We start from the raw sequence: 15,684 nt of genomic DNA on the forward strand, positions 1-15,684 counted from the left end.
CCCTATGAAACCCACCCCCGCGCGGAGCCTGCTCGCCCCGCTGCCCCTGCTGCTGATCGCGCTGTACGCCCTGAGCATCCTGCTCGCCAACCTGACGCTGAACACCTTCGTGCCGCTTCCGCTGTACGGCCTGCTCAGCGTGGGCACCATCTTCTTCGCGGCCGTGTTCACGCTCCGCGACCGCATCCACCGGGCGGGCGGCCTGAACGCCGTGTACGTCGCCATTGCCGCCGCGCTGATCGTGAACACCGTCGTGGCCCTGCTGACCGGCACGCCCTGGCGCTTCATCGGCGCGAGCTTCCTGGCGATCCTCGCCGGCGAACTGGCCGACACCGCCGTGTACCAGCGCCTGATCCAGCGCAGCTGGTGGACGCGGGTCCTGGCCAGCAACGCCGTGAGCGTCCCGCTGGACAGCGTGCTGTTCAACCTGCTGGCCTTCTGGGGCGACATGCCCGCCTCGCAGATCGCGCAGATCATCTTCGCGGACATCGTCATCAAGTACCTGATCGCCGCGCTGTTCGCCTTCCGCATCCGCCGGGCCGCGCGCGCCGCCACCTGATCCCGACTCCGACTGAAGGGGCGGCCAAGCCCGCCGGGTCCGAGATGGGAAAGCAACGGCTTTCGGATTGTCAGCGAACCAGACGGAGTCTGTATGACCCGAACACGACCACCAGAGCAGCGCCCCGCCAACTGAACTGGCGGGGCGCTGCTCTGGTGAACCTTGCGGTCAGTCGATGGGCAGGGCGTCGGTCGGCACGGTGTCGTCGTCTTCCTCGTCGAGGTTCAGCGTCACGGTCTGCCAGCGGGCGGGGAGGGTCAGGCGCAGCACGCCGTCCTCGTAGGCGAAACTGGCCGCGCCCTGCACCTCGCGCACGTGCGACAGGCCCAGGATGTGCAGGGCCTCGCGCTGCTCGAAGGCCGGCGCGTCGCCCTCGGCCTCGCGGCGGATGACGAGGCGCGTGCCCTGCCGCTCGCCGACCAGCCGGGTCAGGCGACCCGCGGCCGGGCCGTCCCCGGCGTCCTCGAACAGCTGCCCGATGAAGCCCGCCGGTCCCGCGTGGACCAGCCACGACAGCCGTTCCCAGCGGGCCGAGGTGGTGTGCGGCGCGGGTTCCGTGACCGGGATGGCCTCGCCGGCCCGCAGGTACATGGGCAGCGTGTGCAGCGGCGCGTTCGCCACGACGTGCTGCCCGCCCGTATGCACGGCCCCGAACTCCGAGAGGTTGAACACTTCCGCCCAGCGGCCCGCCGGGAGGTACACCAGCCGGCGGCGGTGCCCGGCGCGCAGGACCGGCGCGACCATCAGGCCCTCGCCCAGCAGGTACTGCGTGTCCTCGCGCACGGCGTCCTCGTCGGCGGGCCAGTGGAGCGCCAGCGGGCGCATGACCGGCAGGGCCGTGCGGGTCGCCGCCTGCGCCAGCGTGTACAGGTGCGGCAGCAGCCGGTAGCGCAGGTTCAGTGCCGCGCGGATCACGTCCGTGAAGGTGTCCCCGAAGCGCCAGGGTTCCTGATCGGCCGTGCCCAGTGCCGAGTGGTTGCGCAGGAACGCGTACCCGACCGCCGCCTGGTACCAGCGGGCCAGCAGTTCCCCGGTCGTGTCGCCGCCAAAGCCCCCCACGTCCGCCCCGGCGAACGGAATGCCGCTCAGGCCCAGGCCCTGGATCATGGGGAGGCTCAGGGACAGGTGCGACCACGTGGCCGTGTTGTCCCCGGTCCAGACGGTCGCGTGCCGCTGAATCCCGGCGTACCCGGCCCGCGTGAGAATCCACGGGCGCACCTGCGGACTGAACTTCGCGTACCCGGCGCGGCTGGCCTCGCTCATGCCGTTCGCGTACGCGTTATGCACCTCCAGGTGCGGGCGGTTGCCGTGCCTCGCGTCGTACGGCAGGGTCTTGCCCTCGGTCTCACGCGGCTCGCGCAGGCTGAAGCACGCGGGTTCGTTCATGTCGTTCCACTGGCCCTGAATCCCGGCGTCCGCGAAGAACCTGTGCCGACCTGCCCACCAGTTCACCACCTCGGGCCGCGTGAAATCCGGGAACACCGCCGGGTCCGGCCAGACCTCGCCGACCAGCACGTCCCCGCGCGCCGTGCGGACCAGATGATCCCCACGCACGGCCTCCTCGTACACGTCGTACCCGGCCTCCACCTTCACGCCCGGATCGATGATTGGCACCAGCTTCACGCCCTGCGCGCCCGCCTCCCGCACGAACGCCCGCAGGTCCGGGAAGTTCGCGCGCTGCACCGTCCACACCTTGTACGCATCCATGTAATCGATGTCCACGTACACGCTGTCCAGCGGAAGATTCCGGTCCCGGTACCCCTGAATCACGTCCCGCAGGTCCTGCGCCGTCCGGTACCCCCAGCGGCTCTGACCGGCCCCCAGCGCCCACAGCGGTGGCATCGGCGCGTACCCCGTCAGGTCCGCGTAGCGCCGCAGCACGTCCGCCGGACGCGGCCCGGACAGCACGTACACGTCCAGCTCCGGACCCGCCGACGCCCACCGCAACTCGTGCGGATGCGCGCGCGCCACGTCCGCCTCCATCCGCCACGGCTCGTCCACGAACACCCCGTGCGCCCGGCCCTCGTGCAGCACCGTCGTGAACGGCACCGACACGTACAGCGGGTCCGTCTCCGTGTGATGCGGGAAGCAGTCCGTGTTCCAGAACGTCAGGTGCATGCCGCGCTTGTCGATCGGCCCGACCCGCTCGCCGAACCCCAGGAACGCCGCGCCCTCCGGAGCGTCCAGGTTCAGGCGCGAGCGGCGCAGGTTGAAGCGCTCGGCATCCAGCGCCGGCCGCTGCGTGGGCGCCTCACCACCCCACACGGGAGCCGACACCAGCACCCGCGCCGAGGCCCCACTGCCCGTCAGGACCTGCCACGCCCCCGACACGCGGTCCAGCCGGAACGACAACCCGGCCCCGATCACCAGCAGCTCGTCGTCCAGATCCGCCGCGTTCAGGGTCAGCCCGGCCGGCAGGTCCGGCCGCACCGCGAAACTCCGCTTGACCGGCGCACGCGGAAAGCCCAGCGAGTTCGCCCGCGCCTCCGGCAGCAACCGCACCCGCAGCACCCCCGGCAACGGCGCCGACACCACCAGCACGTCCGACTCGCCCCACACGCGCACCTCGGACCCCTGCCCGCCGGCCGCCGCCACCCCACCACTTTCCACCGCGAACGAAGAGAACCTCATGATGGACCCAGCGTAGCGCGCCGGGAGTCAATGGTTGAAAGTTGATGGTTGAAAGAAGCGCGGCTCCATCGACTATCAACCATCACCGTTCTCCTCAGCCGACGTCCAGGAATTCGACCTGCACGCCGTTCTCGTCGGCGGCGCGGCGCGCGAGTTGCAGCGTCGCCTGCGCGCCCGCCCGCAGCGCCCGCTCGGGCCGGTGCCACAGCGCCTGCGCGACCCGGCTGGCCCGCCGCACGACGAGTACCTCGCCCGGCAGGGCCAGCCCCACGGCGGCCAGCAGTGCCTGCGCGCTCGGCGGGACCTCCGACATCACGTCCAGCGGCACGTGCGCCGTCACGCGCTCGCCGGGTCGGCGCAGGCTCACGCGGGCCTCGTCCCCGGCGGCGCGCTGCTCGATCAGCACGTCCGACCGGGCGGCCGTCAGGCCCGGCGTGCCCAGGCCCCGCCGCGCGTCGTTCGCCAGCTCGTGCGCCGTGAGCATGTGCCGCCGCGTGCGCGGCGCGTACCGCACGCGCAGGTCCACGCCCCGCGCCGCGACCTCTTCCAGCACCTCGCGGGCCGCGACCGTCAGGACCTCCGGCCCGCGCCCGCGCCCGACCGACGCGATCACCGCCTCGTTATCCGTGTGAACCGTCAGCGCCTCGCCGACCGGCGCGGCCCGCACCGCCTCCAGCACCGCGCGCACCTCGGCCGCGTTGTTGTCCGGGGCGCGCAGCTGCCCCTGAAACCGCGCCGGCAGTTGCCCCGGCACGATCAGCACCAGTCCCCAGCCACCCACGCCCACCAGCCGCCCCTCGGCGTCCGGTCCCTCATTCCAGCTGGCATCCACGAACGCCTGATTCACGCCGCACCACCCCCACACGCACCGCGCGCTGACCGTCATTCTCCACGCAGAAAGCCCAGCCTGCGCCCGGCGCTTCCTTCACGTATTTCCTTCACGTATTCAACCGCGCCGCGCCAGCCCCGCGCATCGGCCAGCACGCCTACGCCCACCCCGCCAGTCACTCCAGCGTGATGTCCAGCCGCCGCGCCAGCACCCGCCGCGCCGCCACATGCAGGCTCCGCGGATCGTACTCACCCGCCTCCAGCCGCCGCAGCACCTCCGGCGCTACCCCCGCCTCCCGCGCCAGGGCCACCAGCGAAATCCCCAGCAGACGCCGCCGCGCTCCCACCGCCACCGCTCCCGGAAAAGTCACCGAATCCATGCACCATCATGCCCCCACCCCACCCCCACGCAATGGAACCCAGCCCCCCAACCGGCACGGCCGCCCAGGATGAAATACTGACCCCCATGAACGTCCTGGATCTCTACCAGCAGGCCGGCGCGTACCACGAAGGCCACTTCCTCCTCGCCTCCGGCCGCCACAGCCCCAAATTCCTCCAGAGCACCACCCTCCTCCAGCACCCTCACCTGACCGAACAGATCGGACAGGCCCTCGCCCAGCGCCTCAAAGACACAGGCGTCCACGCCGACCTGCTCATCGGCCCCGCCATGGGCGGCGTCGTCCTCGCCTACGAAACCGCCCGCCACTACGGCACCCGCGCCATCTTCGCCGAGAAAGACGGCCACGGCGGCATGAAAATCCGCGAAGCCTTCACCATCAAGCCCGGCGAGACCTTCATCGCCGTCGAAGACGTCCTCACCACCGGCGGCAGCGTCCTCAAAGCCGTCCGCGCCGCCGAAGCCGCCGGAGGCCACTGCGCCGCCATCGCCTGCATCGTCGACCGCCGCCCCGTCGAGGGTGATCTGGAGGGCTACCCGCTCGTGTCCCTCACGCGGCTCGTGTTCGACACGTACGCCCCGGACGAGGTTCCGGCGTGGCTGGCGGCCATTCCCTTGCAGGAGATCTGAGGGTTCCTGGGGGTTGCCGCCTGCGTGTTTCCCCACCCCCCAGCCCCCATCCCCAGGGGGGACGGGGGGCTTTCGTTGGCACTGGGCAGGTATTTCTCGGGCGTTCGTGGCGGGTGTTGGGCGGGGACGGCCACGCCTCACACGCCATCCTTCGCCACCGTCGCGTCCGCCCCGCGCGCTGCGCGCACGACGGGCCGGGTGGCGACGACGCTCGCCTTTCAAGGCTCCCCTTGAGGGGAGCTGTCAGCGAAGCTGACTGAGGGGTCCTGCGAAGCAGATGGGTCCTGCGAAGCAGCTGTGTGCCGCTGCGAAGCAGCCTCCCTTCCCACTCCTTACTCGCCGTCTGCTGCGTCGTCGTGCCAGAGGGCGCGCATTTCTTCGTTGCGTTCCAGGAGTTCGGGGAGGGTGCCGTGGTCGGTGAGGGTGCCGTTCTGGAGGAGGAGGATGCGGTCGGCGCGCAGGAGGGCGGCGCGGCGGTGGCTGACGACGAGGCAGGTGGCGTCGGTGCTGGCGAGGCCCTGCCAGAGTTGCGCTTCGGTGCGGGCGTCGAGGGCGCTGCTGACGTCGTCGAAGACGAGGAGGTCGGCGTCGCGGGCGAGCATGCGGGCGACGGCGGCGCGCTGGATCTGTCCGCCGCTGAGTTTCACGCCGCGCGCGCCGACAGGGGTGGTGAGGCCGCTGCCGAGGCTGTCGAGGTCGGGTTCGAGGACGGCGAGTTTCACGGCGCGGCTCAGGTTGGTGTCGGGGCTGCCGCTGGTGATGTTTTCCTGCAGGGTGTCGCTGAACAGGTTGGGGATCTGGGCGGTGTACGCGCTGCGGGGCGGCACGAGGAAGGTGGCGGGGTCGTCGATAGGCTGGTCGTTCCAGTAGGTGTGGCCGCTCTGGGTGGGGATCAGGCCGAGCAGGGCGCGCAGCAGGGTGCTCTTGCCGCTGCCGATGCGGCCGGTGATGACGATGAACTCGCCGCGCCGGACGGTGAAGCTGATGTCGTGAACGCCGAGGCCGCTGGGGTGCGTGGCGCTGAGGTTCTGCACGCGCAGTTCCTGCAGGGGGATGTGGGTGGGGGCGGGGTCGGGGGCGGGCGGGTCGGCGGTCAGGTGGACGTCGTGGTGGGCGACGATGGTGGTGTCGGGGGCGTCCTGAAGGAGGCGGGTCATGCGGTCGTAGCTGACGCCGGTGCGGCGGTGGCGGGCGATGGCGTCGCCGAAGAAGCCCATGCTGCCGGTCAGGCGGGGCAGCAGGCCGATGAACAGTACGAAGTCGGCCACGTCAAGCGCGCCGCCCCGGACCTTGTTCGCGCCGAGCAGCAGCACGAGGCCGACGGCGAGGTTGACCATGTTGGTGTTCACGCCGCGGATCAGTTCGGTCAGCAGCACGTCGCGCAGGGCAGCGTGGCGGCGCGTTTCTCCCAGGGCGCGCAGGTGGCCGACCATGCGGTCTTCCTGCGCGGCGAGTTTCACGGCGCTGACCGCTCCGAACGTCTCGCCGATGAAGTCCGTGACGCGGGCGGTCGCCTCGCGCATGCGGCGGCGGTACGTGCGGATGGTCGGCGAGAGGCGCTGCACGAACGCGATCATCAGCAGCAGCGGCGCGCATACCAGCAGCGTGATCAGGGGGTCCACGCGGGCCATCAGGGTGATGGCGATCAGGGAGTACGCGACGAAGCCCGCGCCGTCCACCCAGACTTCCGTGTACCCGGCGACGTCGTCCACGTCGTCCCGGAAGCGGCTGACGGCCTCGGCGGGCGTGTCGGGCAGGCGGCGGCTGCGGCGGGCGGTCAGCAGGTACCCCAGCAGGTTGCGGCGCACCAGGGCGTCCAGCGTGTACCACAGCTCGATCCACGCGCGGAACGCGCCGTAGAAGATCCCGAAACGGCTGAGGCGCACGAACGCGAACCACCCGAGCGCCACCCACGCGGCGGCGATGGCGGGGTTCAGGGGTTGCCCGCCGGTTCGCAGGGCGTCGGCTTCCTCCAGGTGGCGGAACACGCCGCTGACGGCCAGGGTCAGCAGGGCGGGGCTGGCGTGCACCATGCCCCACATGAGCAGGTTGAACGCGAACAGGCCGGGTTTGTAGCGGAACAGTTCCTTCGACAGCGCGAAGGTGCGTTCCTTCGCGGGCGCGGGCGGCAGGGGAGAGGTGGTCATGCGGGACTCCAGGGGGTGCGTGGCGCGCGGGGGGCGGGCAGTGGGCAGGCCGTGCGGCCCGTCATGCCAGCACTCCTTCCGGCGCGTTCTCGCTCAGCGTTCCGGCGCGCAGCAGGGCGGCGTAGTGGCTGTGCGGGTCGCGGGCCAGGTCGGCGCGCGGGCCGTCTTCCAGCACCTCGCCGCCGCCCAGGACCAGGATGCGGTCGGCGCGGGCGACCGTGTCCAGGCGGTGCGCGATGATGATGGCGGTGCGGCCGCTCAGCAGGCGGGTCATGGCGGCGGTCAGCAGGGCCTCGGTGGCGGGGTCGAGGCGGCTGCTGGGTTCGTCGAGGATGATCACGCTCGGGTCGCGCAGCAGGACGCGCGCGAAGGCCAGCAGCTGCGCCTCGCCGGCCGAGAGGCTGCCGGTGGGCAGCGGGGTGCGCACACCCTGTTCCAGCCGCGAGAGCCACAGGCCCAGGCCGACCTCGTGCAGGGCCGCCTCGACCTGCTCGTCCGTGACGGTCGGGTCGAAGAAACTCAGGTTGTCGCGCACGCTCGCCTGGAACAGCTGCACGTCCTGCGTGACGACCGCCACGCGGCGGCGCAGGTCCTTCAGGGGCGCGTGGGTGATGTTCACGCCGCCCAGCGTGATCTCGCCGGCGGTCGCGTCGTACAGGCGCGAGATCAGGCGGGTCAGGGTGGTCTTGCCGCTGCCGGTGCGGCCCAGCAGGCCGACGGTCTGCCCGGCGGGCAGGTGGAAGGTCACGCCGCTCAGCACGCCGCGCGCCTCGGGGTCCTCGGGCGCGTACGTGAACGACACGTCCCGGAAGTCCAGCGCCAGCGGGCCGTCGCTCAGGGGCACGCTGCCGCCCGTGACGGCGGTCCGCAGCGCCAGCAGTTCCGACACGCGCCCGATGCTCGCCCCGGCCTTCTGGAGGTCCTGAAGCTGCTGCGTGAGCTGGTCAATGGGTTCCTCCACCAGCGTCATGTACTGGTACAGCAGGAACGCCGTGCCGAGCGTGATGCTCCCGGCGGCGTACAGGCCGATGGCGGTACTCAGCACCCCGACGTACCCGACGGCGAACAGCAGCATGCTCAGCTGCCACACCACGCTGCGCCGCCGCCAGGAATTGATGGACCGCGTGAAGAACTCGCGCTGCACGCGCAGGAAGCGGTTCAGGTGGTGGCCGCCGGCACCCAGGCTGCGGATGTCCTCCAGGCCGGTCAGGCGTTCCTCCACGAACCCGAACAGGCGGGCGCTGCTCTCGCGTTCCAGGCGGGTGGGTTCCACGCCCAGTTTCCGCACGCGGTTCATGGCGTACAGGGTCAGCAGCGTGAAGGTCGTGACGCCCAGGCCCACGCGCCAGTCCTCGCGGAAGAACATGACGAGCGCGCCGGTCAGCAGCAGCGCCGCCCCGAACACCCGCACCGCGAACTGCGAGAAGAAGTTGCTGAGGGCCGTCACGTCCCCGTCGATGCGTTCGATCATCTCGCCCGGCGTGCGTTCCTTGTGTTCGCGCATGTCCAGCGACAGCAGGTGGTCCATCAGGTCGGCGCGCAGGCGGTTCGTGGCGGTCCAGCCGACCCGCGCGCCCACGTACGTCGCGCCGGCCGTCATGAACTGCACGCCGACCGCCAGCGCGATGTACACGCCGGCCAGCTGCGCCAGCAGGGCCGGGTCGGCCCCGGCGCCCAGCCGGGCGTTGTCCACGAACTGCGCCAGCAGCTGCGGCAGGGTCAGGTTCAGGGCGGTGCCGGTCAGCAGCAGCGCCGCCAGCGCCAGCACCTGCCATTTCAGGGGCCCCAGGTACGTGGCGAGCACCCCCAGCGCCGTCGAGGGCCGGCCCGGTGAGGGCGCGTCCGGCGGGTAGGAGGAAGAAGTGGAAGCAGACGCCGTCATCCTGACAGGCTAGGTCGGATGCCCGCAGCGGCGCATCCGCCGAGTGGCGCATGTCCGTCCTGACCGGACCCCGGAAGGTGGCGGGCTGGCTCCCCCGGCCGGCTCCCCCTGCCGGGCTACCCCTGCGCCCGCAGCCGGTCGCGCAGCCAGCGGTAACTGTCCCTGGGCGTGCGCTCCAGCGTCCCGAAATCCACGTGGACCAGCCCGGTGCGCAGGCGGTACCCGGCGTCCCACTCGAAGCCGTCCAGCAGGCTGTGCACGAACACGCCCCGCACCGGTGCGCCCTGCGTCAGCGCGTCGGCCACGGCCTCCAGGTGCCGGTCCAGGAAGCGGATGCGGGCGTCGTCGCGCACCCGGCCCCCGTCGTCCGGCGTGTCGGTGTCGGCGGCCCCGGCGAAGCCGACGGTCACGATCAGCGGCGGGCAGGTGTCGCCGTAGCGGGCTTTCAGGCCGGTCAGCGTCTGCGTCAGGCCCTCCGGCACGACCGACGCGCCGGACGCCGTGCGCTCGCGGTCCGGGACGGTCCCGACCTCCAGGCCCAGCAGGCCCCGCCCGGCCCGCACCCAGTCCGGCTGGGTGTAGTGAACGCCCAGGAAATCCAGCGGCGCCGCCATGACCGCGTGATCACCGGCCCGCACGGCCTCCAGCACCTGCGGCGCCCGCTCGGACAGCAGGTTCAGCAGGGCGGCCGGGTACCCGCCGCGCAGCAGCGGGTCCGTGAACAGGTCGCCGCGCAGGGCGCCCATCAGGGTCGCGGCGCGCTCGTCGCGGTCCGTGGCGGGCCACGCCGGGGCGTACCCGTTCGCGACTCCCACCTGCCGCGCGCCCGCCTCGCGCAGCGCCCGCACCGCCAGCCCGTGCGCCAGCAGCGCGTGGTGCGCGGCCGCGAAGGCCTCCAGGCCCAGCCGCAGCCCCGGCGCGTGCCGGCCCCGCACGTACCCCTGCGCCACCGCCGTGAACGGGTCCGTGAGCGTCACGAACGCCGACACGCGGTCCGCGAGGCGCTCGGCGACCCGCGAGGCGTACTCCTCGAACCGGTACGCCGTGTCGCGCGCCAGCCACCCGCCCCCGTCCTGAAGGGCCTGCGGCAGGTCCCAGTGGTGCAGCGCCGCCCACGGCTGCACGCCCCGGCCCAGCAGCTCGTCGGTCAGGCGGTCGTAGAAGGCCAGGCCCGGCACGCTGAACCGCCCGCGTCCGCCCGGCTGCACCCGCGACCACGACACGCTGAACCGGTACGCGCCCACGCCCAGGTCGCGCAGCAGGTCCAGATCCTGCGGCCAGCGCCGCGCGTGCCCGCCCGCCGCCTCGCCGCCCGGCACGCCCCGCGCCCAGCTGAACAGGTCCCACACGCTGCCCCGGCCCTCGCGGCCCTCCGGCCCTCCGGTGGCGCCACCACCACCACCTCCCCCCTCAATCTGATACGCCGCCGTGGACGCGCCCCACACGAACCCTGCCGGGAAAGTCATGCCTGCATTCTGCACGCTGGGAACGGCCCGCCGGTCAGGCCGGACGCCGCCGCAGGGCGGGAGCGCGCCGCATCCGGGACGCCCCTCACCCCGCAACCCGTATAATGTGCGGGTTATGCGGATGGTGACGGTAGGAACGCGCGGCAGTACTCTCGCGCTCGCACAGACCCAGTGGGTGGTTGGCCGCCTGAAGGAAGAATGGCCGGACACAGACTTCCGCATTCAGACCATCAGCACGAAAGGCGACCGCAACCGCGGCAGTCTGGAGGCCATGGCTCAGAAGGGCGACAAGGGCTTCTGGGTCAAGGAAATCGAGGACGCGCTGCTGTCGAAACGCATCGACATCGCCGTCCACTCCCTCAAGGACCTGCCCACCGAGCAGCCCGAAGGCCTGGAAGTCAGCTCGATTCCGCGCCGCGTGGACGCCCGTGACGTCCTGATCGGCAAGGAAGGCATGAAACGCCTCGCGGACCTCCCGCAGGGCGCCCGGATCGGCACGAGCAGCGTGCGCCGCAAGGCGTTCCTGCGTGCCTACCGCCCGGACCTGCAGGTCATCGACCTGCGCGGCAACATCGACACGCGCCTCGCCGCGCTGGCCGGTGACGAGTACGACGCGATCATCCTCGCGGCCGCCGGCCTGATCCGCACCGAGATGCGCCACCGCATCGACGAGTTCGTGGAACCCGACATCATGCTGCCCGCTCCCGGCCAGGGCGCCCTGGCCCTGGAGACCCGCTCGGACGACGACCTGACCATCGAGGTCGCGTACGCCATCCACGACCACACCACCGACGACCGCATCACCGCCGAACGCGAGTTCCTGGCGGGCCTGGGCGCCGGCTGCATGGCCCCGGTCGGCGCGCACGCCAGCGTCAAGGGCGGCATCCTGACCCTGGAAGGCTGGGTCGCGGCCCTGGACGGCTCGCAGGTCATCCGCGCCACCACGCAGGGCGACCCCGGCGAGTGCGCCGACATGGGCGCCGAACTGGCCGGCGACATGCTCGCCCAGGGCGCCCAGGCCCTGATCGATGCCGCGCGCAGCTGAGGCGCATGAACCGCCTGCCCCCGCTGGCCATCGCCCTGGCCGCCGCGCTGCTGTGGCTGGCCATCGGCCTGTGGCAGCGCACGTCCGCCGGCACGCCCCTGAACTCCGCCCTGATCGCCGAACTGCCCCTGACGCTGGTCGTGTTCGGGCTGTCGTTCGTGTGGGCCAGACTGCGCCGCCGCTGACCCGGCCCCCGGAACCTGCCCCCGCAGGCCGCGCCCCGCCGCTCCCGTCCGGACAGACCGGGAAGCGGCGGGGCGCGGTTGCTCTAGCATCACGGACATGTCCACCCCACCCAGACTCGCGGTCATTCACACGGGCGGCACCATCGCCAGCCGCCCCAGCCCCGACGGGCGCGGCCTGACACCCCAGCAGGCGCCCAGCGTGCCCGGCCTGGACGGCGTGCAGGTCCATGACGTGCAGCCCTTCAGTCTGCCCAGCCCCCACATGACCCCGGCGCACATGGGGCAACTGGCCGCGCTGATCGAGACGCTCGCCCCCGACCACGACGGGATGGTCGTCACGCACGGCACCGACACCCTGGAGGAGACGGCGTTCGCGCTGCACCTGACCCTGAACGTGCCCGTCCCGGTCGTCCTGACCGGCAGCATGCGCCACGCCGAGGAAGTCAGCTGGGACGGCCCCGCCAACCTGCTGGACGCCGCGCACGTCGCCCTGCACCCCAGCAGCCGCGAGCGCGGGCCGCTCGTGGTGATCGGCGGGGACATCTTCGACGCGCGGACCGTCACCAAGATCCACACGACCGCCGTGGACGCCTTCGGCGGCTACCCCGGCCCCATCGGCCGCATCGACCGCGAGGGCCGCACGCCCCGCCTGCACTACTTCGCGCGGCCCGAACCGCGCGCCACGTACCGCCCCGCGCACCTGAACGCCCGCGTGGAGATCCTGTACGCCTACGCCGGCTGGACCGGCGAGGGCTACGCCGAGGCCGAGGCGCGCGCCGACGGGCTGGTCATCGCCGCGCTGGGCACCGGGAACCTCCCGGCGGAACTGCTCCCCCTGATCCGCGCGACCGATAAGCCCGTGATCATCGCCACCCGCACGCACGCCGGGCCGGTCCTGCCCGTGTACGGCTACGCGGGCGGCGGCGCCACCCTGGTCGAGGCCGGCGCGATTCCCGCCAGTTTCCTGAACGCCCACAAGGCCCGCCTGCTGCTGCTGATCCTGCTCGGCCAGGGCCTGACGCGCGAGCAGATCCGCGCGGTGTTCGAACGCGACGAGTTCTGAAGGTGGTGCGCTGGGCCCTGCGTGCCGGGCCACAGCGAGGAGTCAAAGCAGACCCCCACCCGGCCACGCGGCGGGGTGGGGGTGCTGTCCGGTCTGCTTACGCCAGATCGAGGCGGATCAGGAAGCGGCCGCAGCTGGGGCACTTCACGGGCGGCAGTTTGCCCAGCGCGGCTTTCTGCTGCACGTTGACGGGCAGGTTCACGTTGCAGCCGCTGCAGCGTCCGGCCTTGATCTCCACGACGCCCAGGCCCTTCTTGGCGCGGCGGATCATGTCGTACTCGCGCACGGTGCGGGTGTCGAGTTCGCCCACCAGACGGGCGCGTTCCTGACGGTCCGCCTCGCCCTGGGCGCGCAGGTCCTGCACGCGGGCGTCGTCCTGTTCTTCCAGGGTGTTCAGGGTGGGGCGCAGGGCGCGGTGCTGGGCGCGCAGGTCGGCGGCGCGTTCGTTCAGTTCGCGCTGCCGCTCGCGCAGCGGCACGAGGTCCTCTTCCATCTCGTCGGCGCGTTCGCTGAGCATCTGGATGCGGCTGCCGTACTGCGACTGCGCGCGGGCGTCGAAGGCGTTCTTCTCCTGTTCCTCCTCGGCGCGGGCGATCTGCTCGCGGGTGCCGGCCAGGTCGAGTTCCTGCTGGCGCACGCGCTTGTCGATGCCCTCGAGGGTGATCTCGGTGTCCTCGAGTTCGTTGTTCAGGCGTTCCTGCTCGGCGCGGGCGGCGCGCAGCTCGTCAGGAATGTTGCTTTCCTCGTCGCGCAGGCGATCAAGGTTCAGATCCAGTTCCTGAACGTGGTGCAGGCGGCGAAGGGGGGAGGAGTCACTCATCACTGGTCAGTCTACCCCCCCGGCCGGGTGAAGGGGTCACGCGGCCGGAGGAGCGGCGGGCGCCGGCGCGTTCCGCCGCGCGTGACGGTACAGGCCCAGGTAGATGGCCAGCACGCTCCCGGCGTACATCAGCAGCGTCCACGCGAACAGCAGCTCAAAGGCCAGCGTGAACGGCAGCGCGCCGCGCACCACGCCCGACAGGGCGCTGCTGGCCGCCCACCCGAAGTTCCAGGCGATCACGTTCACGGCCGAGTACATGGGACGGTCCCGTTCCGGCAGGGCGCTCATGGCGTACGCGCTGTACACCGGCCCGGCGGCGTTCATCAGGGCGCCGCGCGTGAACAGCGCCGCCGTGACCAGCCACAGGCTCGGCGCGAAGCCCAGCACCGCCAGGAACGGCAGTGAACTGGCCTGCACGACCAGCACTGCCTGCAGCGGCCCCATGCGCCGCACCAGCAGCGGTTGCAGCAGCGCCGTGGCGGCCGTGGCGAGACTCGTCCAGGCGAACAGCGTGCCCAGGCCCGCGTAACTGATCTGGAACTTGCCCTCGATGAACACGTTCAGGAACGGAATGGTCGCCCCGGCCCCCAGGCCCACCAGGATGTTCGGCGCGACCAGCCGCGCCATGGTGCCCTTGTCCTGAATGCTGAAACTGCGGCCCTCGCGGGTGGTCTTGCCGCTCGGTTTCAGGGCCAGTACCGGAAGCAGCCCGGCCAGTTGCAGCGCCGCCGCGACGAGCAGCGCCGTGCGCAGCGCCCCCAGCCCGTCGGCGGGCGTGCCGGTCCAGGCGGCGTACAGGCCCGGCACCTGCCCGCCCAGCAGGTTTCCCAGGAAGCCCGCGCCGGTCATCAGGGCGTTCTGCACGCTGAACAGCGTCACGCGGTTGCTCTCGTCGCTGTTGTTCGCCATGAACGGCGAGGACGCCACGACCGTCAGCGCCGCTCCCGCCCCCTGCACCAGCGCCCCGGCGATCACCATCACCGGCCCGCCCGCTGCGGCCAGCAGCACGGTCCCCACGACGCTCAGGACCGCCCCGACCTTCAGGGTGTGGGCGTTGCTGATCCGCCGCGCCAGCGCCACCGCCGGCAGGCTCAGGGCGGCCAGCGTCACGGCCGGCAGGGCGTTCATCAGGCCCTGCCACTCGGGACCCAGGCCCAGCGCCCGCAGGTAGAAGTTCAGGAACAGTCCCGTGAACGCCTGCGACAGCCCGAACGAGAACACCGCCGCCAGGAACAGCCACACCTGCCGCGAGAACCGCCACGACTGCCCCCGCCCCGGCGCGCTCATTCCACGCCCACTTTCGGGCAGAACGTGGCCATCACGCACGCCCCGCACGCCGGTTTGCGAGCTGCGCAGACCCGCCGCCCGTGCAGGATCAGCGCGTGGTGCAGGAACACCCACCTCCCCCGCGCAAAGAGCTTCTGAAGGTCCGCCTCCACCCTGTCCGGGTTGGTCTGCACGCTCAGGCCCAGCCGCCGCGCCAGTCGCCCCACGTGCGTATCCACCGCGATGGCCGGGTACCCGAACGCGTTACTGAGGACCACGTTCGCGGTCTTGCGGCCCGCGCCGGGCAGCGCCACGACCGCCGCGAAATCGTTCGGGACCTCGCCCCCGTGCCGCTCGACCAGCAGCCGCGCCAGCGCCGCGAGGTTGCGCGCCTTGCTCCGGAACAGCCCGATCCGGCGGATGAACGGCTCGATGTCCTCCGGCTGCGCCGCGCTCATGGCCTGCGCGTCCGGGTACGCCGCGAACAGGGCGGGCGTCGCGGCGTTCACGCTCACGTCCGTGGCCTGCGCGCTCAGGACCGTCGCCACCAGCAGCTCAAAGGGCGTGCGGAACTCCAGTTCCGTGCGGGCGTCCGGGTACAGCGCCTCCAGCGCGCCCAGCACCTGCGGCGCCCGCGCCCGCGTGCCTGCCGGCAACCGCGCCGGAGTGGATCTGGAAGGAGTGACGGTCATCGCAGCCCAAGCTACACCCCACCCCCCACGCCCGTCCGCGCGGAACAGACACGCAACCCCCGCCGGTCAGGGC

General features: G+C 72.0%; 14 protein-coding genes. 5 read left to right on the forward strand and 9 right to left on the reverse strand.

Going from position 1 to position 15,684, the window contains the following annotated elements; translation table 11 throughout:
* Positions 1–4: 4 nt before the first annotated feature.
* Entirely contained in the window at positions 5–559 is a 555-nt protein-coding gene (locus CBQ26_RS15335; protein WP_172418126.1) for a VUT family protein, read from the forward strand.
* A gap of 168 nt (positions 560–727) precedes the next feature.
* On the opposite strand, the gene CBQ26_RS15340 is transcribed toward CBQ26_RS15335, so the two are convergent.
* The 3 genes from CBQ26_RS15340 to CBQ26_RS15350 all read right to left on the reverse strand — a co-directional run bounded on the left by CBQ26_RS15340 (position 728) and on the right by CBQ26_RS15350 (position 4,398).
* A complete protein-coding gene (locus tag CBQ26_RS15340) occupies positions 728–3,190 on the reverse strand; it encodes a glycoside hydrolase family 31 protein (RefSeq protein WP_088249509.1) in 2,463 nt (820 codons plus the stop codon).
* Positions 3,191–3,284: 94 nt separating this feature from the next.
* Complete coding sequence (locus tag CBQ26_RS15345; protein WP_088249565.1) at positions 3,285–4,037, reverse strand: ribonuclease H family protein; 753 nt, start codon at positions 4,035–4,037, stop codon at positions 3,285–3,287.
* Between the two features lie 157 nt (positions 4,038–4,194).
* Entirely contained in the window at positions 4,195–4,398 is a 204-nt protein-coding gene (locus CBQ26_RS15350; RefSeq protein ID WP_088249510.1) for a helix-turn-helix domain-containing protein, read from the reverse strand.
* Between the two features lie 86 nt (positions 4,399–4,484).
* Here CBQ26_RS15350 and pyrE point away from each other — a divergent pair, with 86 nt between their 5' ends.
* Positions 4,485–5,045: an orotate phosphoribosyltransferase gene (pyrE, locus tag CBQ26_RS15355; protein WP_088249511.1), complete on the forward strand. Its 561-nt coding sequence runs from the start codon at positions 4,485–4,487 to the stop codon at positions 5,043–5,045.
* Positions 5,046–5,377: 332 nt separating this feature from the next.
* Here pyrE and CBQ26_RS15360 read toward each other — a convergent pair whose 3' ends face one another.
* The 3 genes from CBQ26_RS15360 to CBQ26_RS15370 form a co-directional block, all read right to left on the reverse strand.
* Positions 5,378–7,192, reverse strand: coding sequence for an ATP-binding cassette domain-containing protein (locus CBQ26_RS15360; protein ID WP_088249512.1), 1,815 nt, complete (start codon positions 7,190–7,192; stop codon positions 5,378–5,380).
* 61 nt (positions 7,193–7,253) lie between these two features.
* Positions 7,254–9,074: an ABC transporter ATP-binding protein gene (locus tag CBQ26_RS15365; protein ID WP_088249513.1), complete on the reverse strand. Its 1,821-nt coding sequence runs from the start codon at positions 9,072–9,074 to the stop codon at positions 7,254–7,256.
* 116 nt (positions 9,075–9,190) lie between these two features.
* Complete coding sequence (locus CBQ26_RS15370; protein WP_088249514.1) at positions 9,191–10,540, reverse strand: family 1 glycosylhydrolase; 1,350 nt, start codon at positions 10,538–10,540, stop codon at positions 9,191–9,193.
* A gap of 115 nt (positions 10,541–10,655) precedes the next feature.
* Here CBQ26_RS15370 and hemC point away from each other — a divergent pair, with 115 nt between their 5' ends.
* The 3 genes from hemC (at position 10,656) to CBQ26_RS15385 (ending at position 12,833) form a co-directional block, all read left to right on the forward strand.
* Entirely contained in the window at positions 10,656–11,585 is a 930-nt protein-coding gene (gene hemC, locus CBQ26_RS15375; protein ID WP_078301870.1) for a hydroxymethylbilane synthase, read from the forward strand.
* A gap of 5 nt (positions 11,586–11,590) precedes the next feature.
* Complete coding sequence (locus tag CBQ26_RS15380; protein ID WP_088249515.1) at positions 11,591–11,770, forward strand: hypothetical protein; 180 nt, start codon at positions 11,591–11,593, stop codon at positions 11,768–11,770.
* A gap of 97 nt (positions 11,771–11,867) precedes the next feature.
* The gene (locus CBQ26_RS15385) at positions 11,868–12,833 is read left to right on the forward strand and encodes an asparaginase (RefSeq protein ID WP_088249516.1); all 966 of its coding nucleotides are present in this window, start codon (positions 11,868–11,870) and stop codon (positions 12,831–12,833) included.
* 97 nt (positions 12,834–12,930) lie between these two features.
* Here the strand turns inward: CBQ26_RS15385 and CBQ26_RS15390 are convergent, their stop codons facing one another.
* The 3 genes from CBQ26_RS15390 to nth are packed head-to-tail and all read right to left on the reverse strand — an operon-like array spanning position 12,931 to position 15,611.
* A complete protein-coding gene (locus CBQ26_RS15390; protein ID WP_088249517.1) occupies positions 12,931–13,653 on the reverse strand; it encodes a zinc ribbon domain-containing protein in 723 nt (240 codons plus the stop codon).
* Positions 13,654–13,689: 36 nt separating this feature from the next.
* Positions 13,690–14,940, reverse strand: a complete 1,251-nt coding sequence (locus CBQ26_RS15395; protein WP_088249518.1) for an MFS transporter — start codon at positions 14,938–14,940, stop codon at positions 13,690–13,692.
* Positions 14,937–15,611: an endonuclease III gene (nth, locus tag CBQ26_RS15400; protein ID WP_088249519.1), complete on the reverse strand. Its 675-nt coding sequence runs from the start codon at positions 15,609–15,611 to the stop codon at positions 14,937–14,939. Before nth ends, CBQ26_RS15395 begins: the two co-directional genes overlap by 4 nt.
* Between the last annotated feature and the right edge of the window lie 73 nt (positions 15,612–15,684).

Source organism: Deinococcus indicus, from assembly GCF_002198095.1.
Taxonomy (GTDB): Bacteria; Deinococcota; Deinococci; order Deinococcales; family Deinococcaceae; genus Deinococcus; species Deinococcus caeni.

Coding starts and splice junctions, on each gene's coding strand:
- CBQ26_RS15365 (WP_088249513.1), bottom strand. CDS start 9,074: ATGACGGCGTCTGCTTCCACTTCTTCCTCCTACCCGCCGGACGCGCCC.
- CBQ26_RS15340 (WP_088249509.1), bottom strand. CDS start 3,190: ATGAGGTTCTCTTCGTTCGCGGTGGAAAGTGGTGGGGTGGCGGCGGCC.
- CBQ26_RS15395 (WP_088249518.1), bottom strand. CDS start 14,940: ATGAGCGCGCCGGGGCGGGGGCAGTCGTGGCGGTTCTCGCGGCAGGTG.
- CBQ26_RS15380 (WP_088249515.1), top strand. CDS start 11,591: ATGAACCGCCTGCCCCCGCTGGCCATCGCCCTGGCCGCCGCGCTGCTG.
- CBQ26_RS15350 (WP_088249510.1), bottom strand. CDS start 4,398: ATGGATTCGGTGACTTTTCCGGGAGCGGTGGCGGTGGGAGCGCGGCGG.
- hemC (WP_078301870.1), top strand. CDS start 10,656: ATGCGGATGGTGACGGTAGGAACGCGCGGCAGTACTCTCGCGCTCGCA.
- CBQ26_RS15370 (WP_088249514.1), bottom strand. CDS start 10,540: ATGACTTTCCCGGCAGGGTTCGTGTGGGGCGCGTCCACGGCGGCGTAT.
- nth (WP_088249519.1), bottom strand. CDS start 15,611: ATGACCGTCACTCCTTCCAGATCCACTCCGGCGCGGTTGCCGGCAGGC.
- CBQ26_RS15385 (WP_088249516.1), top strand. CDS start 11,868: ATGTCCACCCCACCCAGACTCGCGGTCATTCACACGGGCGGCACCATC.
- CBQ26_RS15390 (WP_088249517.1), bottom strand. CDS start 13,653: ATGAGTGACTCCTCCCCCCTTCGCCGCCTGCACCACGTTCAGGAACTG.
- CBQ26_RS15360 (WP_088249512.1), bottom strand. CDS start 7,192: ATGACCACCTCTCCCCTGCCGCCCGCGCCCGCGAAGGAACGCACCTTC.
- CBQ26_RS15335 (WP_172418126.1), top strand. CDS start 5: ATGAAACCCACCCCCGCGCGGAGCCTGCTCGCCCCGCTGCCCCTGCTG.
- pyrE (WP_088249511.1), top strand. CDS start 4,485: ATGAACGTCCTGGATCTCTACCAGCAGGCCGGCGCGTACCACGAAGGC.